We start from the raw sequence: 18,890 nt of genomic DNA on the forward strand, positions 1-18,890 counted from the left end.
AGAGATGGAAGTAGCCGCTAAATTACGGGGTGCTCGCTTATCCGCACAGAAGGCGCGTTTGGTAGCTGACCAGGTTCGCGGACTCCCAGTAGCAGAAGCACTGAATCTGCTAACCTTCAGCCCGAAAAAGGCTGCGGCACTGGTTAAGAAAGTTCTTGAATCAGCCATTGCCAATGCCGAGCACAATGAAGGTGCGGATATCGACGAGCTGCGCGTATCAACAGTTTTTGTTGATGAAGGTATGACCATGAAGCGCATCAGACCACGTGCCAAAGGCCGTGCTGATCGCATTCTTAAGCGCACTTGCCATATCACGGTTAAGGTAGCAGATAAGTAGGAGACGACCAGATGGGTCAGAAAGTACATCCAACTGGCATTCGACTGGGTATTGTTAAAGATCACAGTTCTACGTGGTTCGCAGAAGGTAGTGACTACGCAGATAATCTGAATAATGATCTTCAGGTACGTGCGTTCCTGCAGAAGCGTCTGAAACAGGCTTCCGTAAGCCGTATTCAGATTGAGCGCCCAGCTCAGAATGCTCGAATTACTATTCACACTGCCCGTCCAGGCATCGTGATTGGTAAAAAAGGCGAAGATGTTGAAAAACTACGCAACGAAGTCACTAAAATGATGGGCGTGCCAGTACATATCAACATTGAAGAAGTTCGTAAGCCTGAACTAGACGGCAAGCTTGTTGCAGAATCTGTATCAAGCCAGCTAGAGCGTCGTGTTATGTTCCGTCGTGCTATGAAGCGCGCAGTTCAAAATGCTATGCGTCTTGGTGCCAAGGGTATCAAGATCCAGGTTTCTGGACGTCTAGGTGGTGCTGAAATTGCACGCTCAGAATGGTATCGCGAAGGCCGTGTGCCTCTGCATACGCTGCGTGCTGACATTGACTACGCGGCTGCTGAAGCGCACACCACTTATGGTGTGATCGGTGTAAAAGTCTGGATCTTTAAAGGCGAGATCCTAGGCGGCATCGAAGAAGTTCGTGCGAAGCAGAACGCGCCTAAGAAAAAAGGCAAGTAGGAGATAGACAATGTTACAGCCAAAGCGTACCAAGTTCCGCAAGATGATGAAGGGCCGCAATCGCGGTCTGGCTCGCGGACATAATGTGAGCTTCGGTGAGTTCGGTCTGAAAGCAACAGGTCGCGGCCGTATTACCGCACGCCAAATTGAAGCGGCACGTCGTACAATGACGCGTCACATCAAGCGTGGTGGTAAAATTTGGATTCGTATTTTTCCAGATAAGCCGATCACTGGTAAGCCTCTAGAAGTGCGTCAAGGTAAAGGTAAGGGTAATGTTGAATACTGGGTTTGCCAGATTCAACCAGGCCGTGTCCTTTACGAGATGGAAGGGGTGACTGAACAGCTGGCTCGTGAAGCATTTGCACTGGCAGCTGCAAAGCTCCCTGTGTCAACCACCTTTGTTAAGCGGACGGTGATGTAATGAAAGCAGCAGAACTGCGTGAAAAGTCTGTTGAAGAGCTCAACGAGCAGCTGCAAAGCCTGCTTCGTGATCAATTCAACCTGCGTATGCAGAAAGGTACTGGTCAGTTGAACCAGACTCACTTGCTGCAACAGGTTCGTCGTGACATCGCTCGCGTTAAGACTTTGCTGAATGAAAAAGCAGGTAACTAAGATGGCTGAGACAGAAAATAATACCCGTACTGTTACCGGTAAAGTGGTAAGTAACAAGATGGATAAGTCCATCACTGTACTGGTTGAGCGTCGTGTAGCACACCCCATCTATGGTAAGTATGTCCGCCGTTCGACCAAATTACATGCACATGATGCAGATAACTCTGTAAACATGGGTGATGTAGTAACGATCCAGGAATGCCGTCCGATTTCTAAGACAAAGACCTGGACTTTGGTGAGCATCGATGAGCGTGCTGTAGAGCTTTAAGCTCCAGGCATAAATCGAAGTTTAGTTAGCGTATTTGGTTTGGAGAAGAACCGATGATTCAAACGCAAACCATGCTTGATGTGGCCGACAACAGCGGCGCTCGTCGTGTTATGTGTATTAAGGTGCTTGGTGGTTCTAAGCGTCGTTATGCACGAGTTGGTGACATCATCAAAGTTACCGTTAAGGAAGCAATTCCTCGCGGTAAGGTTAAAAAAGGTCAAGTCCTGAAGGCTGTGGTAGTTCGTACACGTCAGGGTATTCGTCGTCCAGACGGTTCAGTGATCCGTTTCGATGGTAATGCAGCAGTAATGCTGAATGCGAACGATGCCCCTATCGGGACCCGTATTTTCGGCCCGGTAACACGTGAACTGCGCGGCGAAAAGTTCATGAAGATTATTTCCTTGGCACCTGAAGTGCTATAGGGAGCGAGAGACCGGCTATGCGTAAGATTAAACGTGAAGACGAGGTAATCGTCATTGCGGGTAAGGATAAAGGCAAGCGTGGCACCATTAAGCGTGTTCTTAAAGATGGTCGCATTGTCATTTCTGGTGTGAATATGGTTAAACGTCACACCAAGCCAAACCCGATGTTAGGTACACAAGGTGGTATTGTTGAGCGCGAAGCGCCCATCCATTCCTCAAATGTTGCCATTTACAACAATGAAACCAATAAAGCTGATCGCGTTGGTTTCAAGGTCTTGGAAGATGGTTCCAAGGTTCGGATTTACAAGTCGACCCAGAAAGAGATCGACGCCTAAGCGAGTCAGGTAACATCATGGCGAGACTGAAAGAGTTATATAAGTCAGAAGTTGTAGCCAAGTTGCAAGAGCAGTTTGGCTACAAAAATGTGATGCAGGTTCCCCGCATCACTAAAGTGACTCTTAACATGGGTATCGGCGATGCAACTAGCGATAAAAAGCTAGTTGATAGTGCATTGGTAGACCTTGAGCAATTGAGCGGTCAAAAGCCGATCGTAACTTTGGCCCGCAAGTCTGTTGCTGGTTTTAAAGTACGTGAAGGTTGGCCGATCGGTTGTAAGGTGACTATGCGCGCTGATCGTATGTGGGAGTTTCTGGATCGTCTGGTAGACATTTCTATTCCGCGTGTTCGTGACTTTCGTGGTCTGAACCCGAAATCGTTCGACGGTCGTGGCAATTACAGTATGGGTGTTCGTGAACAGATCATCTTTCCTGAAATTGAATATGACAAAGTTGATCGTATCCGCGGTTTAGATATCACTATCACTACCACGGCCGGAACTAACGAGGAAGGTTTAGCGCTTTTAAGTGCTTTACAATTCCCGTTCAAGAAATAAGGGTAGGATCATGGCTAAAGTTAGTATGGTTCAGCGCGAAGCAAAGCGCGCTAAGCTGGTACAGAAGTACGCTGAAAAGCGTACTGAGTTAAAAGCTCTGATTGCTAACCCTGCGACTTCGGAAGAAGATCGCTGGGAAGCACAGCAACAGCTGCAGAAACTGCCACGTGACTCCAGCCCAGCACGTCAGCGTAATCGCTGTCGTGTGACTGGTCGTCCGCATGGCTTCTACAACAAGTTCGGCTTAAGCCGTATCAAGTTGCGTGAAGCTGCCATGCGTGGTGATGTTCCTGGCCTGCGTAAAGCAAGCTGGTAACCGCGTATATTTAGGAGCGCGAACCTAATGAGCATGCAAGACACACTGGCGGATATGTTTACTCGTATCCGTAACGCACAAATGGTAGCTAAAGAAACTGTTTCTATGCCTTCATCTAAAATGAAGGTTGAGCTAGCACGCGTGTTGAAGGAAGAAGGTTACATCACAGGTTATTCTGTTGATGGTGACGTGAAGCCTTCACTGAATGTTGAACTTAAGTACTTCGAAGGCAAGCCGGTTATTGAAAAAATCGTGCGTGTTAGTAAGCCAAGCTTACGTCAGTATAAAGGCGTTGGTGCTTTGCCGAAGATCGAAGGTGGTTTGGGTGTAGCGATTGTGTCCACCTCTAAAGGTGTTATGACTGATCGCGCAGCACGCCAAGCCGGTGTTGGTGGCGAAGTCATCTGCACCGTATTCTAGGAGATCGAAATGTCCAGGGTAGCAAAAAGTCCTGTTGAACTGCCGAGTGGTGTTGAGTTCGCTCTTAGCGGCCGTACTGTGTCTGTAAAGGGCAAGTTTGGTTTGCTAAGCATTGAACTGCATCAAGACGTAGCAGTTGAACAAAACGATAACGTGCTGACCTTTGCCCCGGCGTCTGATAAAGCATCATGGGCACAGGTGGGTACCGCTCGTGCCTTGATCAATAACATGGTTGTGGGTGCAAGTGAAGGTTTCACTAAGACACTGAACATCAATGGTGTTGGTTACCGTGCTCAGGCTAAGGGCAGTGAACTGAGTCTGTCTCTAGGTTTCTCTCACCCGGTAGATTATAAATTACCTGAAGGTGTGAGCGCTGAGACTCCAAGCAATACTGTAATCGTACTGAAAAGTGCTGATAAACAGTTACTTGGCCAGGTTGCTGCAGAGATTCGTGCTTACCGTCCACCTGAGCCATATAAAGGCAAAGGTATCCGCTATGCGGACGAGCAAGTACGTCGCAAAGAAGCTAAGAAGAAGTAAGGCAGGGTTATGAGCGCTAAAAAAGAGTCTCGTTTACGTCGCGCGCGTCGTGCACGTGCCAAAATGCGTGAGCTCGGCGTACACCGCCTGTGTGTGAACCGTACCCCGCGTCACATTTATGCTCAAATCATCAGCCCAGACGGCGGCCAGATTCTGGCTGCTGCATCTACTGTTGATGCATCTCTGCGTGATGGCGCAACGGGTAACGTTGAAGCGGCAGGCAAAGTAGGCAAGCTGATTGCTGAACGCGCAAAAGAAGCAGGTGTAACTAAGGTTGCATTTGATCGCTCCGGCTATAAGTATCACGGTCGTGTAAAAGCGCTGGCAGATGCTGCCCGTGAAGGCGGTCTGGAATTCTAAGGGTAAAAGCGATGGCGAATATTGAACAGAAAGGCGGTGAGCTACAGGAACGTTTAGTTCAGGTAAACCGTGTCGCCAAGGTAGTTAAGGGTGGTCGTATCTTCGGCTTCACAGCTCTAACTGTCGTAGGTGATGGCAATGGCCGTGTAGGCTTTGGCCGCGGTAAAGCTCGCGAAGTTCCTGTTGCTATTCAAAAAGCAATGGAACAAGCTCGCCGTAACATGGTGCAAGTTCAGCTAGATGGCAATACGTTGCAGTATCCTGTAAAAGCCCGTCACGGTGCTTCTAAGGTTTACATGCAGCCAGCATCTGAAGGTACCGGTGTAATTGCTGGTGGCGCGATGCGTGCTGTACTAGAGCTTGCTGGTGTACAAAACGTTCTAGCTAAGTGCTATGGCTCTACAAACCCAGTGAACGTTGTTCGTGCGACTGTTAAAGGTCTGGCGAACATGAACGCTCCTGAAGATGTAGCGGCTAAGCGTGGCAAGACTGTTGAGGAAATCCTGGGGTAGGAATCATGGCAAAAATTAAGGTAACTCTTACCCGTAGTCCGATCGGCATCCTGCCTAAGCACAAACTTTGTGTAAAAGGTCTAGGTCTGCGTCGTATCGGCCACACAGTTGAGCTGGAAGATACACCATCCGTTCGCGGCATGATCAACAAGGTTAATTACCTTGTACGCGTTGAGGGAGAGTAATCATGAATCTGAATACTCTAAGCCCAGCTCCGGGTTCCAAACCAGCAAAAAAACGTGTTGGTCGTGGTATCGGTAGCGGTCTAGGTAAGACTGGTGGCCGTGGTCACAAAGGTCAAAAATCCCGTTCCGGCGGTTCTGTAAAGCCTGGTTTTGAAGGCGGTCAAATGCCTTTGCAGCGTCGTCTGCCTAAATTTGGTTTTACTTCTCGTCAAGCTGCATTTAAAGCTGAAGTTCGTTTACACGAACTGGCTAAAGTTGATGCCGCTGTGATTGATATTGCTGCGCTTAAGCAAGCGGATATCATCAAAGATAATATCGAACGTGTTCGCGTTATCTTATCTGGCGAGATTGACAAGGCAGTTACTGTAAGTGGCCTAGAAGTAACTAAAGGCGCACGTGCAGCAATTGAAGCCGCAGGCGGAAAGGTCGAAGAGTAATGGCTAAATCAGGATCAGTACCAGCAGGAGCACAAAAAGGACTCGCGGAACTTTGGTCTCGCTTGCGATTCGTGTTTATCGCTATTGTGGTTTACCGCATAGGCGCTCATATCCCTGTTCCTGGTATCAATCCTGACAGACTGGCTGCTTTGTTTCAGCAGAGTGAAGGCACTATCCTGAGCTTGTTTAACATGTTCTCAGGTGGTGCTCTCGAACGTATGAGTATCTTGGCTCTAGGCATTATGCCTTATATCTCTGCCTCGATTATCATGCAGCTGCTTACGGTTGTTTCCCCTTCTCTTGAACAACTCAAGAAAGAAGGGGAGTCTGGCCGTCGTAAAATCAATCAATATACCCGTTATGGCACAGTCGTGTTGGCAACGGTGCAATCGATTGGTATGGCAGTTGGTCTTGCTAGCCAAGGCGTCGCATTTGCGGCGGATTTCAGCTTCTACTTCGTGGCAGTTGTAACCTTGGTCTCAGGTGCGATATTCCTGATGTGGCTCGGTGAGCAAGTAACAGAGCGCGGTATCGGTAATGGTATTTCCATTCTGATTTTCGCCGGTATTGTTGCAGGTTTGCCAGGTGCCATTGGCCAGTCATTCGAACAGGCGCGTCAGGATAATATCAATATCCTGGCTCTGCTAGCGATTGCTGTTTTGGCAGTGCTTACTGTAGCTTTTGTTGTATTTATGGAGCGTGGTCAACGCCGCATTACTGTAAATTATGCAAAGCGTCAGCAAGGCCGTAAGGTTTTTGCTGCACAGTCGAGTCATTTGCCGCTGAAAGTGAATATGGCTGGTGTTATCCCGCCTATCTTTGCTTCTAGCATCTTGTTGTTCCCTGCCTCGATCGGTCAGTGGTTCGGACAAAGTGAAAGTATGGCATGGCTTCAAGAGGCTTCTTTAGCTTTAGCGCCAGGTCAACCGTTGTATATCTTGCTTTTTGCGCTCAGTGTTGTATTCTTCTGCTACTTTTATACAGCGCTGGTATTCAACCCCAAAGATGTCGCTGACAACCTGAAAAAATCAGGTGCGTTTATTCCTGGCATTCGACCTGGGGAGCACTCAGCTCGCTATATTGATGGTGTGATGTCTCGCCTAACATTGTTTGGCGCGTTGTACATCACCGCTGTGTCTTTGATGCCACAGTTCTTGGTAGTTGCTTGGAGTGTACCGTTTTACTTTGGCGGCACGTCCCTGCTGATTGTTGTAGTCGTGGTCATGGACTTTATGGCGCAGGTGCAGTCGCATCTTATGAGCCATCAGTACGAGTCCTTGATGAAAAAATCGAACTTGAAAGGTTATGGTAGCGGCGGCATGCTGCGCTAAAACCTGAAACTGGAGTTGGTGATGAAAGTTCGCGCATCCGTAAAAAAGATCTGCCGTAACTGCAAGATCATTCGTCGCCGCGGCGCTGTACGTGTGATCTGTACAGAGCCTAAGCACAAACAACGTCAGGGTTAACCTGGCCTTGGGTTACGAAAGGCGATACTCCTTGATATTTCTGATATCAAGGAGTATTCTTTTGCGCCCTTCGTGGATAATAAACTGAAAGAGCGATTGCTCGTATATCGGAGATAGCTGAATGGCCCGTATTGCAGGTGTCAATATTCCCGACAATAAGCATGCGGTGATCTCGCTGACCTATATCTATGGTATTGGTGGAACCACTGCTAAAAGCATTCTTGCTGCAGTAGGTGTTGAGCCTACCATTAAGATTGCTGAACTGTCTGAAGATGTTTTGGATCTAGTTCGTAACGAGGTAGGCAAGTACACTGTTGAAGGTGACCTGCGCCGCGAAATTAGCATGAATATCAAGCGTCTTATGGACCTTGGTTGCTATCGTGGTTTGCGTCATCGTCGTAGCCTTCCCGTTCGCGGTCAGCGCACCAAGACTAACGCGCGTACTCGTAAAGGGCCGCGTAAACCGATTCGCAAGTAATCTTGTGAAGCTTTTTACAGGAAACATACATTATGGCTAACCCAGCACGTAACCGTAAAAAAGTTAAAAAGACTGTAGTGGACGGTGTTGCACACATCCACGCATCTTTTAACAATACGATTGTTACGATTACTGACCGCCAGGGCAATACCCTATCTTGGGCAACTGCCGGTGGTTCGGGTTTTCGTGGTTCTCGTAAGAGTACCCCGTTCGCAGCTCAAGTAGCTAGTGAACGTGCTGCAACGGCAGCAGCCGAATATGGTGTTAAAAACGTTGATGTTCTAGTTAAAGGCCCAGGACCAGGTCGTGAATCTGCTGTCCGTGCACTTAACGCTGCTGGCTTCAAAGTTGGCAACATTACTGACGTGACACCTATTCCGCACAACGGTTGTCGCCCACCCAAGAAACGTCGTGTGTAAGGAGGCGGATTAGATGGCTCGTTATATTGGCCCTAAGTGTAAGCTTTCACGTCGTGAGGGCGTAGACTTATTTTTGAAAAGCGGCGTAACTGCTTTTGATAATAAGTGTAAATCAGAAACGGCTCCTGGCCAGCATGGTCAGCGTCGTGGACGTTTGTCTGAGTACGGTCTGCAGCTTCGTGAAAAGCAGAAAGTTCGTCGTATGTATGGCGTTCTAGAAAAACAGTTCCGTAACTACTATAAAGAAGCTGCTCGCCTTAAAGGCGCTACAGGTGAAAACCTGCTTCAGCTTCTGGAAAGTCGTCTGGACAACGTTATTTATCGTATGGGCTTTGGCTCCACTCGCGCTGAAGCACGTCAGCTTGTTAGCCATAAGGCTATCCAGGTAAATGGCCGCACGGTGAACATCGCTTCTTACCAAGTTAAAGCAGGTGATGTTGTTGCAGTTCGTGAGAAAGCTAAGAACCAGTTGCGTATCCAGAACGCACTGCAACTTGCATCTCAGCGTACTGACGTACAGTGGGTTGATGTTGACAGCAAGAAGATGGAAGGCACGTTCAAGTCTAAACCTGAGCGTATTGAAATCTCCGCTGATATCAACGAGAGCCTGATTGTTGAACTGTACTCCAAGTAATCTCTGAGTATTCATCTGGCAGCTAAGTAAAGGTAGTTCTATGCAGCGTTCAGTGACAGAATTTCTACGTCCACGCGAAATCAAGGTCGAAGAAGTAAGCGCTACTCGTGCGAAAGTAATTCTCGAACCATTTGAGCGTGGCTATGGTCACACTCTAGGTAATGCGCTACGTCGTATTCTTTTATCTTCTATGCCGGGTTGTGCTGTAGTAGAAGTAGAGATCGAAGGCGTTCTGCATGAGTACAGTGCGGTTGAAGGTGTTCAAGAGGATGTCATTGAGATCCTTCTTAACCTTAAAGATGTTGCAATTCTTTTGCACGGCCGCGATGAAGCTGTACTGACGCTGAATAAGAAAGGTCCTGGTGCAGTGACGGCTGGAGATATCCAGCTGGATCATGATGTTGAAATCGTTAATCCTGAGCACGTAATCGCTCACTTGAATGACGCAGCTGAGATTAAAATGCAGCTTCGTATTCAACGTGGTCGTGGTTATGAGCCGGCAGATGCACGCCAATCTCCTGAAGATGAAAGCCGTTCTATTGGCCGTCTACAGCTGGATGCGACCTTCAGCCCGGTACGTCGTGTGTCTTACGTTGTAGAAAGCGCTCGCGTTGAGCAACGTACAGACCTTGATAAACTGATTATCGATCTTGAAACTGATGGCACTTTAGATCCTGAAGAAGCGATTCGTCGTTCTGCGACTATCCTTCAGGAGCAGTTGGCTGCCTTTGTTGATCTTGAGACTGACAAAGAGCAAGAACCTGAGGAAGAGGAAGATCAAATTGATCCAATTCTTCTGCGTCCGGTTGATGATCTAGAATTGACTGTTCGCTCAGCAAACTGTCTGAAAGCCGAGAACATTTACTACATTGGTGACCTGATCCAGCGCACTGAAGTAGAGCTACTGAAGACTCCGAACCTTGGTAAAAAGTCTCTGACTGAAATCAAAGATGTTCTAGCTTCACGTGGCCTGTCTCTAGGCATGCGGTTGGAAAACTGGCCGCCAGCAAGTTTGAAGGGTGACGATAAGGCTTCCGCCTAATTCGATCATCACGGTTTGGTAAGGAACTGAAAAATGCGTCATCGTAAGAGTGGTCGTAAATTTAATCGTAATAGTTCACACCGTAAAGCCATGTTCAAAAACATGGTTATATCGCTGGTTGAACATGAACTGATTAAAACTACACTGCCTAAAGCTAAAGAACTACGTGGCCATATTGAGCCGCTGATTACTTTGGCTAAGAACGACTCTGTAGCAAACCGCCGTTTGGCTTTTGCTCGTACTTGTTCTGATGCAGCTGTAGGTAAGCTGTTTACTGATCTTGGTCCTCGTTACCAGAATCGTCCTGGCGGTTATGTTCGCATTTTAAAATGTGGATTCCGTGCAGGTGACAACGCGCCAATGGCGTACGTTGAACTGGTAGATCGTCCAGTAGCAGCTGAAGAAGAGTAAACTATTACCTTCTTCCCAAAAACCGGCCTTATGGCCGGTTTTTTTTTGCTTTTATTTTTCTATTTTATTAATCATTTTCATTTTGATATGGCGAAAAAAAACCACACATTGAACTGTGTGGCTTTTATTCTTGAGCGAAGATCGGCAAATTTCTTGAGAGAATAGCGCCGTTAGCGCTTCTTCAGCAATGGTTCTAAGAATCGAGCGGTATGAGAGTGCTCTACCTTAGCCAGTTGCTCTGGCGTACCCTCTGCAATAATTTCTCCACCACCACTACCACCTTCTGGCCCTAGATCAATCAACCAGTCTGCGGTTTTGATCACATCAAGGTTATGTTCGATAACAACCAATGTGTTTCCATGATCTCTTAGCCGCTGTAGTACGGTTAGTAGCTGCTGAATATCGGCAAAATGAAGCCCTGTTGTTGGCTCATCCAGAATATAGATCGTTTTTCCGGTGTCTCGCTTAGATAATTCTTTAGCAAGCTTCACCCGTTGGGCTTCACCGCCTGAAAGTGTTGTCGCACTTTGCCCCAGTCGAATATAAGACAAGCCGACATCAATCAGGGTTTGTAGTTTTCGTGCTAGGGCGGGAACGGCACTAAAGAACTCTAAGGCATCTTCCATGGTCATATCGAGCACTTCATGGATGGTTTTACCCTTGTATCGGACTTCTAGAGTTTCTCGGTTGTAGCGTTTGCCTTTGCATACATCACAAGGAACATAGATATCCGGTAGGAAGTGCATCTCAACCTTAATAAGGCCATCCCCTTGGCAGGCTTCGCAGCGACCCCCTTTAACATTAAAACTAAAGCGCCCCGGCTTGTAGCCCCTAGAGCGAGCTTCCTGTGTGCCTGAAAACAGCTCCCGAATCGGTGTGAACAATCCGGTGTACGTGGCAGGGTTTGAGCGAGGCGTGCGGCCAATAGGGCTTTGGTCAATATCAATGACTTTATCGAAGAGATCTAAGCCTTCAATGGCATCATAGGCCGCAGGTGTTAGTGTGGTATTTCGGTTTAGCTCACGGGCGAGCAACGGATAAAGAGTGCCGTTGATTAATGTTGATTTTCCCGAGCCTGAAACGCCTGTGATACAGGTTAATAGCCCGGCTGAAATGGTCAGATCGACATTTTTTAAGTTGTTGCCGCTAGCCCCTTTCAGTTTAAGTTGTTGCTCTGGATGGGCTGGAATACGAAATTTAGGAATAGGGATCTCTTTGATGCCGCTGAGATATTGGCCAGTGATGGAATTAGGGTTTGCAATAACCTCTTCTGGCGTACCAGCGGCGATAATTTGACCGCCGTGTACTCCTGCGCCAGGGCCGATATCGAGCAAGTAATCCGCGCTTCGGATTGCATCTTCATCATGCTCAACAACAATAACCGTATTACCTAGATCCCTTAGGTGTGTCAGGGTTTGAATTAAGCGTTCGTTATCTCGCTGGTGTAAACCAATAGATGGTTCATCGAGAATATACATGACGCCAACAAGACCCGCGCCAATCTGGCTGGCTAGGCGAATACGCTGGGCCTCACCACCGGAGAGCGTTTCAGCGCTGCGCTCAAGGGTTAAATAATCCAGCCCTACGTTGACAAGAAATTGCAGTCGTTGGCGAATTTCTGACAATATTTTTTCAGCAATCTCACCTTTACGACCTTCAAGTTCTAGCTGACTGTAGTAGTTAAATGCATCGCCAATGGGCATACGGACAATATCTTGAATATGCTTATCGGCAATACTGACATGACGGGCTTCTTCTCGTAGGCGCGCGCCATGGCAACTCGGGCAGGGTTGTACGCTCAAATATTTTGACAGCTCTTCCCGTACCATCTGAGATTCAGTTTCCCGATAACGGCGCTCCATATTAGGGATAACACCCTCAAAAGAGTGAGAGCGTGTCACCTTGTCGCCTCGGTCGTTGATATAAACAAACTCAACGTTGGTACTGCCGCTACCCTGCAAAACTAATTGTTGATGCTCTGACGCCAGTTCCTGCCAAGGGGTTTCAAGTTTAAAACCGAACTGCTTAGCGACGGATGCCAGCATAGAGAAGTAATAAACACTACCTCGGTCCCAACCTCGAATAGCACCTTCGGCAAGGCTTAGGGTTGGGTTGGTGATTAGCTTGTCCTGATTAAAGAACTGGTGTGAGCCTAAGCCATCACAGGTTGGGCATGCACCGGCAGGGTTGTTGAACGAAAACAGGCGTGGCTCTAGATCCTGAATAGCGTAGCCGCATTCTGGGCAGGCAAATTTTGAGGAGAAGCTAATATCAGGCCGCTCTTCTTCCATAAAATGAACAATGGCTAAACCATCGGCGAGTTGCAGGGTCGTTTCAAAGGACTCGGCCAAACGCTGTTGCTGATCTTCTCTGACTTTGATGCGGTCGACGACGACATCTAAATTGTGTTTCTTGTTCTTATCTAAAGCGGGAACATCGTCTAGCTCATACACTTTGCCGTCGATACGGATGCGGACAAAACCTTGGCTACGTAGTTCGCCCAGTAGATTGAGGTGCTCGCCTTTACGCCCTCTAATCACGGGAGCCAACAGCATTAGCTTACTGCCCTCGGGCAGAGCTAAAACGTGATCAACCATTTGGCTGACCTCCTGCGCTTCCAAGGGAAGGCTGTGGGTTGGGCAATAAGGCGTTCCTGCCCGGGCAAAGAGCAACCGAAGATAATCGTAGATTTCGGTGATCGTGCCTACGGTCGAGCGTGGATTATGAGAGGTAGATTTCTGTTCTATAGAGATTGCCGGTGACAAACCTTCAATATGATCAACATCGGGCTTTTCCATCATCGATAGAAATTGACGGGCGTAGGTGGAAAGTGATTCTACATAACGTCGCTGCCCTTCTGCATAAAGGGTGTCGAACGCTAAGGAAGATTTGCCCGAACCGGACAAACCTGTAATTACCACTAACTTGTCACGAGGGATATCGATATCGATGTTTTTCAGGTTATGAGTACGTGCACCGCGAACCAGTATCTTATCCATGGACCTTCCGCTGTAACTTTAATCGTAAATGGCATTGATGAATGGAAGTGCACCAATGTTTGGGGCTAAGTATTATAGAGAGACACTGGATGCTATAACAGGGTTTGCTATCAGATCTCGTTGAAACAACGTCTTCTTATGCCTGGGGATATTGCATCTTAACCAAGGTGGTATTGTGTACCTTAACCGGAGTAAAATGTCCGGCTATTCTTGGCCGACCTATATACGCGGTGCATATAAGCAGCGCATAAGTGATGTCTTGGTCGTGTTTATTAGCTTCTGCGGGGTAAGAGGGCTGGATGAGTATTGAATCGATGACAAGCGGTGAGCGTCGAGCAGTATCCGGGCTGGCTGGGCTATATGTATTGCGCATGCTCGGCCTTTTTATGGTGCTGCCGGTATTATCTATTTATAGCGCTGATCTTGAGGGTGCAACACCGGCCCTAATCGGCATGGCCATTGGTGGTTACGGCTTAACTCAGGCTTTGTTACAAATCCCCTTTGGGTTTTTATCCGATAAAATAGGCCGAAAAACCGTTATCGTTTTTGGTTTGCTGCTTTTTATTGCGGGTAGTATTGTCGCGGCCATGTCGGAATCTATTTATGGCGTGATTATGGGACGCTGTTTGCAGGGAAGCGGTGCGATTGCCAGTAGCGTGATGGCACTGTTGTCAGATCTGACCCGTGAGCAGATGCGAATGCGGGCGATGGCCGTTGTGGGTATCAGTATCGGCTTGTCTTTCTCCGTTGCCTTAGTGCTTGGCCCGGTGATCTCTCAGCCCTATGGTTTGGAGGGATTATTCTGGTTCACTGCACTTTTAGCCAGTGTGGGCTTAGCCATTATCTGGAAGTGGGTACCCACGCCCCAGCGTTATGATAAGCACCGTGATACGGGCGTTCAGAAGGGGCAGTTAAAGAAAATACTACGACACCCTGAGTTGTTGCGCTTAGACTTCGGTATTTTTATTTTACATCTGATTATGACCGCAACCTTTGTGGTTATCCCATTGCGCATGATAGAGCTGGATCTGATGGTTCAGTATCATTGGATTGTCTATCTACCCGTTATGATTCTTTCTTTCCTTGCGATGATTCCTTTTATTATCGTGGCGGAGAAGAAACGCAAAATGAAGCCTATTTTCATTTTCGCTATCGCTTTGGTTGCCTTTGCCCAGCTTCTAATGGGCAGCTTAACGGCAGATAGCCGTATAGCGCTCTTTCTGCTGTTGTTCGTCTATTTTATGGCCTTTAATCTGTTGGAAGCGAGCTTACCCTCTCTGGTCAGCAAGCTATCTCCAGCCGGTCAGAAAGGTGCCGCGATGGGGGTTTATTCCAGTAGTCAGTTCTTTGGTGCCTTTGTGGGCGGTGCGGCTGGCGGCTGGCTTTATGGAGCTTGGGGTATTGATGCAGTTCTTACAACCTGTGGTGCTTTAGCCTTGCTTTGGGCCGTGGTGGTTCTACCGATGGCTCCTCCTAAACACTTAACGGGTAAAGCGGTGCCATTACCGGAGCATTGGCGACAGGATATTGATGGTTTTGTTACAAAGCTCTTAGCTTTACCGGGCGTTGAAGAGGTTGTTGTAATTGAAGAAGAACACGCAGCCTATATGAAAATTGATAAAGCATATTTTGATGATGAGGCCCTAGCGGGTGCTATTGCCTGATCCGACAGTGAATAAATACAGAATATTTGGAGTAAACTATGTCTCGCGGTATTAATAAAGTGATCTTGGTCGGCAATTTAGGCCAAGACCCAGAAGTTCGTTATCTGCCTAATGGCGGCGCAGTGGCTAATATTACGCTAGCGACGAGCGAAAGCTGGATGGACAAGAACAGTGGTCAGCGCCAAGAAAAAACAGAATGGCATCGGGTTGTCTTCTTCGGAAAGCTCGCGGACATCGTGAGCCAGTATGTTAAGAAAGGCTCTAAGCTGTATGTTGAAGGTAAGCTGCAAACCCGCAAATGGCAGGATCAAAGCGGTAATGATCGCTATACGACTGAAGTGGTTGTGGATAGCTTTAACGGTCAAATGCAGATGTTGGATGGTCGCGGTGGTGATAACGCTAACATGGGTGGCGGTTCGAACATGGGTGGCGGTAATCAAGGAGGCTACGGTAATAATCCAGTAGCGCAGCCGAATAATTTCCAACAGCAAGCCCCTCAGCAAGCGGCAAACCCGTATCAGCAGCCTGATTACGCTCAATCTGCGCCGCAGGCATCTCAGCAGCCGGCCCCTCAACAACAGGCCCCTCAACAACAGATGCCTCAGCAATCAGCTCCTCAGCAACAACCGCAGTATCAAGCCGCGCCACAGCAACCGTCTCAACAACAACCATCTCAGCAACAGACTCCACAACATCAAGCAGCGCCTCAACAGGCTGCGGCTCCTCAAGGCGGTACTGCCTTTGGTTCTCCTGCCAGTGCTCCAGCGCAAAGCTTTGATGACTTTGATGATGATATTCCGTTCTAGTCCATATTGCTGTTCTGGCCAAAACAACTGTTCTGGCCAACAGTACTGTACTGGTTAACAGTATCGCACTGGAATAGAGCAACGTGAAATGGTTCAGCGCCAGTCGGTTCTGCCGTGCTAGCGGTGTATTTTGATGGCGACCAGGGTATTACTGCTAGGGTGAATTATGCATATCTTTCTAACAGAAGATCGATCCAATTTAGCGAAGAGCCTGCTAGAGCATGCAGGGCAGATTCGAGGAATTCATTGTACGGCCTATCAAGGCGATGCCAGTGATTCGGTTGAATTGCAGCGTCAATTAACAGAGGCAACACCTGATTTTGTGGTTAATAGCCTAGAGTTTGATGACCTTGCACAAATTGACGCATCCCCAGATCGAGCTTGGCAGTTAAATGCTATTTTTCCTGACCATCTGGCTCATATCTGTCTGGATCAAAGTGTTGCTTTAATCCATATCTCTTCCGATGAAGTGATAGGCGAAGCCCGAAATAGCGCCTTTAATGAGAAAGATACGGTACACCCGATTAACACTTACGGTGAAACCAAATGGCAGGGTGAAGAAGCCGTTCGACAGCTGCTAAAGCGCCATGTCATCTTACGTTTAGGCCGTTTGTTTGATAGCTCTGAAGGTGGATGGCTAAGGCATTTGCTGGACCAAGCCAGCCAGCCGCAAGAGCTTCAAGAGGCTGCGGATATTACCTTGTCACCGACAGCGGTATCTGATGCGGGACGAGTGGTACTTGCCATGATCCAGCAACTTGATACTGGCGCTGAATGCTGGGGGACTTACCATTACGCCGGTGTAGAGCCTATTTCACGGGCTCAGTTTGCTGAACAGGTGATAGAGCTGGCCCAAGAGCGTGGCATTCTTGAGGGTATGGAAGAGGTTCGCGGTGTTTCTGCTGCGGTGCTCGGCTTGGCCGGTAAGCAGGCCTTGCACCGTGAGATGAATTGCCAAAGAATTATGGATCATTATGGCATTAAGCAACGTAGCTGGCGCCCTGCCTTAGTTGAGGCTATTGAGCGTATTGCCGATCAAAATGAAGCTCAAGAGCAAGCGGAAAAAGCTGCTCAAGTAGAAAAAGAGGAACCAACCGCATGATTACAGCCCTACGCAGTATTATTTTTTATCTGGGCTATCTCGTCGTTTTACTCTTAACGAGCTGTGTTTTTGTGCCAATTGGCTTTCTTTTGCCATACAAGGCACGAGCTTGGTTGATTACTCGCTTTAACTGGTTTGTTTTGATTTGGTTACGCTTAACCTGTGGTATTCGTACGGAAGTGGAGGGTATAGAAAACCTTCCTAAAAATCAGACAATGGTGATTTTAAGTAACCATCAGTCCGAATGGGAAACGATCTATCTACAGCTTGTAGCTCAACCGATGAGTACCGTACTTAAGCGTGAATTGCTGAAAATTCCGTTCTTCGGCTGGGGACTTGCAGCGTTAAAGCCGATTGCTGTTGATCGTGCAAAGCCCGCTGCGGCGATGAAGCAAGTATTAAGACAAGGTAAAGAGCGGTTAGAGGAAGGCTTATCTGTTCTGGTTTTTCCTGAGGGAACGCGCACCGAGCCAGGTTCTAGGGGCAGTCATAAAAAAGGCGGAGCGATGTTAGCGGCTAATGCTGGCGTGCCTATTTTACCTGTAGCCCATAATGGCGGTGAGCATTGGACTTCCCGTGCGCTGCAAAAGAAATCAGGGACGATCAAGGTTGTCTTTGGGCCTTTGATTCAGACCGAAGGTCGCCATGCTAATGAGATTCATGCGGAAGTAACCGCATGGCTAGAGTCTCAAGTTGACCGCATTTCTGAGTTACCTGCACCTACATCTCATGATGTTGATGCATCAACGACTAACGACTCAAAAGCGTCTTAAGAATAAGACGCTTTTGGAGGTAAGAGGCTATCGTTCTTTTTATAGCCCTAAATTCTTACAAATAGCACGGTTCGGTTCGGTCTGATTCATGCTGTAGAAGTGTAGGCTTGGTGCGCCACCGGCGATCAGCTGCTCGCACATTTGTAATCACCTCTTCACCAAACTTGCGAATGCTGGCGCTATCATCACCATAAGATTCAAGCTGCTTACGGATCCAGCGTGGAATTTCTGCACCGCAGGCATCACTAAAGCGAGCTAGGCTGCTGTAGTTTGTGATCGGCATAATACCCGGAATAATGGGGATCTCGATGCCCAGTTTTTGGCAACGTTCAACATAATAGAAGTAGCTGTCGGCGTTAAAGAAATACTGAGTAATAGCACTGTTAGCACCCGCATCTACTTTCTTTTTAAAGTTCAGCAAGTCAGCCTCAAAGTTAGCCGCCTGTGGATGGGTCTCAGGATACGCAGCAACTTCTAGATGGAAGTGATCGCCGGTCTCCTTACGAATAAACTCCACAAGTTCGTTGGCGTAGCGCAACTCGCCAGGAGAGCCCATACCTGAAGGTAAGTCACCACGCAGAGCAACGATACGGTCTATCCCATTCTCTATATAGAAATTCAGTAGATCACGCAGACTCTCGGTGCTGCTGCCAACACAGGACAGGTGCGGCGCGGTGTTGATACCAGCTTCGCGCATCTCCTGTACGGTTTTGATGGTACGTTCTTGAGTAGAACCTCCTGCCCCGTATGTGACGGAGAAAAATGCAGGGTTCATTGCCGCCAGTTCGTCCCGAACAACACGCAATTTCTCCTGACCTTGCGGGGTTTTAGGGGGGAAGAATTCAAAACTGATATCGATAGGCTGGCTCATGGCTATATTCCAAAAAAGTTTTACTGTGACGTTTCTTATTACTTTTTACAGGGTTTATAGCAGAGGGGCTAGTGAAAATTTTTTCTATCTTTATGAGTAAAACTCATAGAAAAGCAAGAATGCTCAAATTGGCTTGTTGTAAACCTGTTTGGCAGGCAAAAAAACAGCCCGACAAAACTGCCGAGCTGTGGGTGCTAATCAGGCTATGGCCGTGATTGGTATTTCAGACCGT

General features: G+C 47.9%; 27 protein-coding genes and 1 pseudogene. 26 read left to right on the forward strand and 2 right to left on the reverse strand.

Annotated features, from left to right (window positions below; translation table 11 throughout):
• The first annotated feature begins 4 nt into the window (after positions 1-4).
• From rplV to rplQ, 22 genes are all read left to right on the forward strand, one after another.
• Positions 5-337: a 50S ribosomal protein L22 gene (gene rplV, locus G517_RS0109440; RefSeq protein ID WP_028304205.1), complete on the forward strand. Its 333-nt coding sequence runs from the start codon at positions 5-7 to the stop codon at positions 335-337.
• 11 nt (positions 338-348) lie between these two features.
• Entirely contained in the window at positions 349-1,029 is a 681-nt protein-coding gene (gene rpsC / locus G517_RS0109445; RefSeq protein ID WP_028304206.1) for a 30S ribosomal protein S3, read from the forward strand.
• 10 nt (positions 1,030-1,039) lie between these two features.
• Positions 1,040-1,450, forward strand: a complete 411-nt coding sequence (gene rplP / locus G517_RS0109450) for a 50S ribosomal protein L16 (RefSeq protein WP_028304207.1) — start codon at positions 1,040-1,042, stop codon at positions 1,448-1,450.
• Positions 1,450-1,641, forward strand: a complete 192-nt coding sequence (rpmC, locus tag G517_RS0109455; RefSeq protein ID WP_028304208.1) for a 50S ribosomal protein L29 — start codon at positions 1,450-1,452, stop codon at positions 1,639-1,641. Before rplP ends, rpmC begins: the two co-directional genes overlap by 1 nt.
• Before the next feature lies 1 nt (position 1,642).
• Complete coding sequence (gene rpsQ, locus G517_RS0109460) at positions 1,643-1,909, forward strand: 30S ribosomal protein S17 (protein ID WP_028304209.1); 267 nt, start codon at positions 1,643-1,645, stop codon at positions 1,907-1,909.
• A gap of 53 nt (positions 1,910-1,962) precedes the next feature.
• Entirely contained in the window at positions 1,963-2,331 is a 369-nt protein-coding gene (gene rplN, locus G517_RS0109465; RefSeq protein ID WP_028304210.1) for a 50S ribosomal protein L14, read from the forward strand.
• Positions 2,332-2,348: 17 nt separating this feature from the next.
• The gene (rplX, locus tag G517_RS0109470; RefSeq protein ID WP_028304211.1) at positions 2,349-2,666 is read left to right on the forward strand and encodes a 50S ribosomal protein L24; all 318 of its coding nucleotides are present in this window, start codon (positions 2,349-2,351) and stop codon (positions 2,664-2,666) included.
• Positions 2,667-2,683: 17 nt separating this feature from the next.
• Positions 2,684-3,223 (forward strand): 50S ribosomal protein L5, encoded by a 540-nt coding sequence (gene rplE, locus G517_RS0109475; protein ID WP_028304212.1) that lies wholly within the window; start codon positions 2,684-2,686, stop codon positions 3,221-3,223.
• Positions 3,224-3,233: 10 nt separating this feature from the next.
• Positions 3,234-3,539: a 30S ribosomal protein S14 gene (rpsN, locus tag G517_RS0109480; protein ID WP_028304213.1), complete on the forward strand. Its 306-nt coding sequence runs from the start codon at positions 3,234-3,236 to the stop codon at positions 3,537-3,539.
• A gap of 27 nt (positions 3,540-3,566) precedes the next feature.
• The gene (gene rpsH, locus G517_RS0109485) at positions 3,567-3,959 is read left to right on the forward strand and encodes a 30S ribosomal protein S8 (protein WP_028304214.1); all 393 of its coding nucleotides are present in this window, start codon (positions 3,567-3,569) and stop codon (positions 3,957-3,959) included.
• A gap of 9 nt (positions 3,960-3,968) precedes the next feature.
• Positions 3,969-4,499 (forward strand): 50S ribosomal protein L6, encoded by a 531-nt coding sequence (rplF, locus tag G517_RS0109490; protein WP_028304215.1) that lies wholly within the window; start codon positions 3,969-3,971, stop codon positions 4,497-4,499.
• A gap of 9 nt (positions 4,500-4,508) precedes the next feature.
• On the forward strand, positions 4,509-4,859 hold the full coding sequence (rplR, locus tag G517_RS0109495) for a 50S ribosomal protein L18 (protein WP_028304216.1): 351 nt from the start codon (positions 4,509-4,511) through the stop codon (positions 4,857-4,859).
• 11 nt (positions 4,860-4,870) lie between these two features.
• A complete protein-coding gene (gene rpsE, locus G517_RS0109500) occupies positions 4,871-5,371 on the forward strand; it encodes a 30S ribosomal protein S5 (RefSeq protein WP_028304217.1) in 501 nt (166 codons plus the stop codon).
• Between the two features lie 2 nt (positions 5,372-5,373).
• Positions 5,374-5,556 carry a 50S ribosomal protein L30 gene (gene rpmD, locus G517_RS0109505; protein WP_036591057.1) on the forward strand — a complete coding sequence of 61 codons (183 nt, stop codon included), beginning with the start codon at positions 5,374-5,376 and terminating at the stop codon, positions 5,554-5,556.
• Positions 5,557-5,558: 2 nt separating this feature from the next.
• Positions 5,559-5,993: a 50S ribosomal protein L15 gene (gene rplO, locus G517_RS0109510; RefSeq protein WP_028304219.1), complete on the forward strand. Its 435-nt coding sequence runs from the start codon at positions 5,559-5,561 to the stop codon at positions 5,991-5,993.
• Positions 5,993-7,324, forward strand: a complete 1,332-nt coding sequence (gene secY / locus G517_RS0109515) for a preprotein translocase subunit SecY (RefSeq protein WP_028304220.1) — start codon at positions 5,993-5,995, stop codon at positions 7,322-7,324. Before rplO ends, secY begins: the two co-directional genes overlap by 1 nt.
• 21 nt (positions 7,325-7,345) lie before the next feature.
• Positions 7,346-7,459 (forward strand): 50S ribosomal protein L36, encoded by a 114-nt coding sequence (gene rpmJ, locus G517_RS0109520; RefSeq protein WP_028304221.1) that lies wholly within the window; start codon positions 7,346-7,348, stop codon positions 7,457-7,459.
• Positions 7,460-7,580: 121 nt separating this feature from the next.
• On the forward strand, positions 7,581-7,937 hold the full coding sequence (rpsM, locus tag G517_RS0109525; protein WP_028304222.1) for a 30S ribosomal protein S13: 357 nt from the start codon (positions 7,581-7,583) through the stop codon (positions 7,935-7,937).
• 32 nt (positions 7,938-7,969) lie between these two features.
• A complete protein-coding gene (gene rpsK / locus G517_RS0109530) occupies positions 7,970-8,356 on the forward strand; it encodes a 30S ribosomal protein S11 (protein ID WP_028301439.1) in 387 nt (128 codons plus the stop codon).
• Between the two features lie 13 nt (positions 8,357-8,369).
• On the forward strand, positions 8,370-8,990 hold the full coding sequence (gene rpsD, locus G517_RS0109535; RefSeq protein WP_028304223.1) for a 30S ribosomal protein S4: 621 nt from the start codon (positions 8,370-8,372) through the stop codon (positions 8,988-8,990).
• Between the two features lie 40 nt (positions 8,991-9,030).
• On the forward strand, positions 9,031-10,032 hold the full coding sequence (locus G517_RS0109540; RefSeq protein ID WP_028304224.1) for a DNA-directed RNA polymerase subunit alpha: 1,002 nt from the start codon (positions 9,031-9,033) through the stop codon (positions 10,030-10,032).
• A 33-nt stretch (positions 10,033-10,065) separates the two neighbouring features.
• Positions 10,066-10,443: a 50S ribosomal protein L17 gene (gene rplQ / locus G517_RS0109545; RefSeq protein ID WP_028304225.1), complete on the forward strand. Its 378-nt coding sequence runs from the start codon at positions 10,066-10,068 to the stop codon at positions 10,441-10,443.
• A 170-nt stretch (positions 10,444-10,613) separates the two neighbouring features.
• On the opposite strand, the gene uvrA is transcribed toward rplQ, so the two are convergent.
• Positions 10,614-13,442, reverse strand: coding sequence for an excinuclease ABC subunit UvrA (uvrA, locus tag G517_RS0109550; protein ID WP_028304226.1), 2,829 nt, complete (start codon positions 13,440-13,442; stop codon positions 10,614-10,616).
• A 299-nt stretch (positions 13,443-13,741) separates the two neighbouring features.
• Here uvrA and G517_RS0109555 point away from each other — a divergent pair, with 299 nt between their 5' ends.
• The 4 genes from G517_RS0109555 (at position 13,742) to G517_RS18540 (ending at position 17,787) form a co-directional block, all read left to right on the forward strand.
• Entirely contained in the window at positions 13,742-15,106 is a 1,365-nt protein-coding gene (locus G517_RS0109555; RefSeq protein WP_028304227.1) for an MFS transporter, read from the forward strand.
• Positions 15,107-15,144: 38 nt separating this feature from the next.
• Positions 15,145-15,912: a single-stranded DNA-binding protein gene (ssb, locus tag G517_RS0109560; RefSeq protein WP_028304228.1), complete on the forward strand. Its 768-nt coding sequence runs from the start codon at positions 15,145-15,147 to the stop codon at positions 15,910-15,912.
• A 166-nt stretch (positions 15,913-16,078) separates the two neighbouring features.
• Positions 16,079-17,014 (forward strand): sugar nucleotide-binding protein, encoded by a 936-nt coding sequence (locus G517_RS0109565; protein WP_028304229.1) that lies wholly within the window; start codon positions 16,079-16,081, stop codon positions 17,012-17,014.
• A complete protein-coding gene (locus G517_RS18540) occupies positions 17,011-17,787 on the forward strand; it encodes a lysophospholipid acyltransferase family protein (protein WP_036591062.1) in 777 nt (258 codons plus the stop codon). Before G517_RS0109565 ends, G517_RS18540 begins: the two co-directional genes overlap by 4 nt.
• A gap of 39 nt (positions 17,788-17,826) precedes the next feature.
• Here G517_RS18540 and metF read toward each other — a convergent pair.
• Positions 17,827-18,658: pseudogene (metF, locus tag G517_RS18545) on the reverse strand (methylenetetrahydrofolate reductase [NAD(P)H]).
• Positions 18,659-18,890 lie beyond the last annotated feature (232 nt).

Source organism: Oceanospirillum maris DSM 6286 (assembly GCF_000422865.1).
In the GTDB taxonomy this organism is placed as follows: Bacteria; Pseudomonadota; Gammaproteobacteria; order Pseudomonadales; family Halomonadaceae; genus Oceanospirillum; species Oceanospirillum maris.

Coding starts and splice junctions, on each gene's coding strand:
- rplR (WP_028304216.1), top strand. CDS start 4,509: ATGAGCGCTAAAAAAGAGTCTCGTTTACGTCGCGCGCGTCGTGCACGT.
- rpsE (WP_028304217.1), top strand. CDS start 4,871: ATGGCGAATATTGAACAGAAAGGCGGTGAGCTACAGGAACGTTTAGTT.
- rpsQ (WP_028304209.1), top strand. CDS start 1,643: ATGGCTGAGACAGAAAATAATACCCGTACTGTTACCGGTAAAGTGGTA.
- uvrA (WP_028304226.1), bottom strand. CDS start 13,442: ATGGATAAGATACTGGTTCGCGGTGCACGTACTCATAACCTGAAAAAC.
- secY (WP_028304220.1), top strand. CDS start 5,993: ATGGCTAAATCAGGATCAGTACCAGCAGGAGCACAAAAAGGACTCGCG.
- rplV (WP_028304205.1), top strand. CDS start 5: ATGGAAGTAGCCGCTAAATTACGGGGTGCTCGCTTATCCGCACAGAAG.
- ssb (WP_028304228.1), top strand. CDS start 15,145: ATGTCTCGCGGTATTAATAAAGTGATCTTGGTCGGCAATTTAGGCCAA.
- rpsD (WP_028304223.1), top strand. CDS start 8,370: ATGGCTCGTTATATTGGCCCTAAGTGTAAGCTTTCACGTCGTGAGGGC.
- G517_RS0109540 (WP_028304224.1), top strand. CDS start 9,031: ATGCAGCGTTCAGTGACAGAATTTCTACGTCCACGCGAAATCAAGGTC.
- rpsK (WP_028301439.1), top strand. CDS start 7,970: ATGGCTAACCCAGCACGTAACCGTAAAAAAGTTAAAAAGACTGTAGTG.
- rplE (WP_028304212.1), top strand. CDS start 2,684: ATGGCGAGACTGAAAGAGTTATATAAGTCAGAAGTTGTAGCCAAGTTG.
- rplP (WP_028304207.1), top strand. CDS start 1,040: ATGTTACAGCCAAAGCGTACCAAGTTCCGCAAGATGATGAAGGGCCGC.
- G517_RS18540 (WP_036591062.1), top strand. CDS start 17,011: ATGATTACAGCCCTACGCAGTATTATTTTTTATCTGGGCTATCTCGTC.
- rpsC (WP_028304206.1), top strand. CDS start 349: ATGGGTCAGAAAGTACATCCAACTGGCATTCGACTGGGTATTGTTAAA.
- rpsN (WP_028304213.1), top strand. CDS start 3,234: ATGGCTAAAGTTAGTATGGTTCAGCGCGAAGCAAAGCGCGCTAAGCTG.
- rpmJ (WP_028304221.1), top strand. CDS start 7,346: ATGAAAGTTCGCGCATCCGTAAAAAAGATCTGCCGTAACTGCAAGATC.
- rplO (WP_028304219.1), top strand. CDS start 5,559: ATGAATCTGAATACTCTAAGCCCAGCTCCGGGTTCCAAACCAGCAAAA.
- rplQ (WP_028304225.1), top strand. CDS start 10,066: ATGCGTCATCGTAAGAGTGGTCGTAAATTTAATCGTAATAGTTCACAC.
- rpsH (WP_028304214.1), top strand. CDS start 3,567: ATGAGCATGCAAGACACACTGGCGGATATGTTTACTCGTATCCGTAAC.
- rpsM (WP_028304222.1), top strand. CDS start 7,581: ATGGCCCGTATTGCAGGTGTCAATATTCCCGACAATAAGCATGCGGTG.
- G517_RS0109565 (WP_028304229.1), top strand. CDS start 16,079: ATGCATATCTTTCTAACAGAAGATCGATCCAATTTAGCGAAGAGCCTG.
- rplN (WP_028304210.1), top strand. CDS start 1,963: ATGATTCAAACGCAAACCATGCTTGATGTGGCCGACAACAGCGGCGCT.
- rpmC (WP_028304208.1), top strand. CDS start 1,450: ATGAAAGCAGCAGAACTGCGTGAAAAGTCTGTTGAAGAGCTCAACGAG.
- rplF (WP_028304215.1), top strand. CDS start 3,969: ATGTCCAGGGTAGCAAAAAGTCCTGTTGAACTGCCGAGTGGTGTTGAG.
- G517_RS0109555 (WP_028304227.1), top strand. CDS start 13,742: ATGAGTATTGAATCGATGACAAGCGGTGAGCGTCGAGCAGTATCCGGG.
- rplX (WP_028304211.1), top strand. CDS start 2,349: ATGCGTAAGATTAAACGTGAAGACGAGGTAATCGTCATTGCGGGTAAG.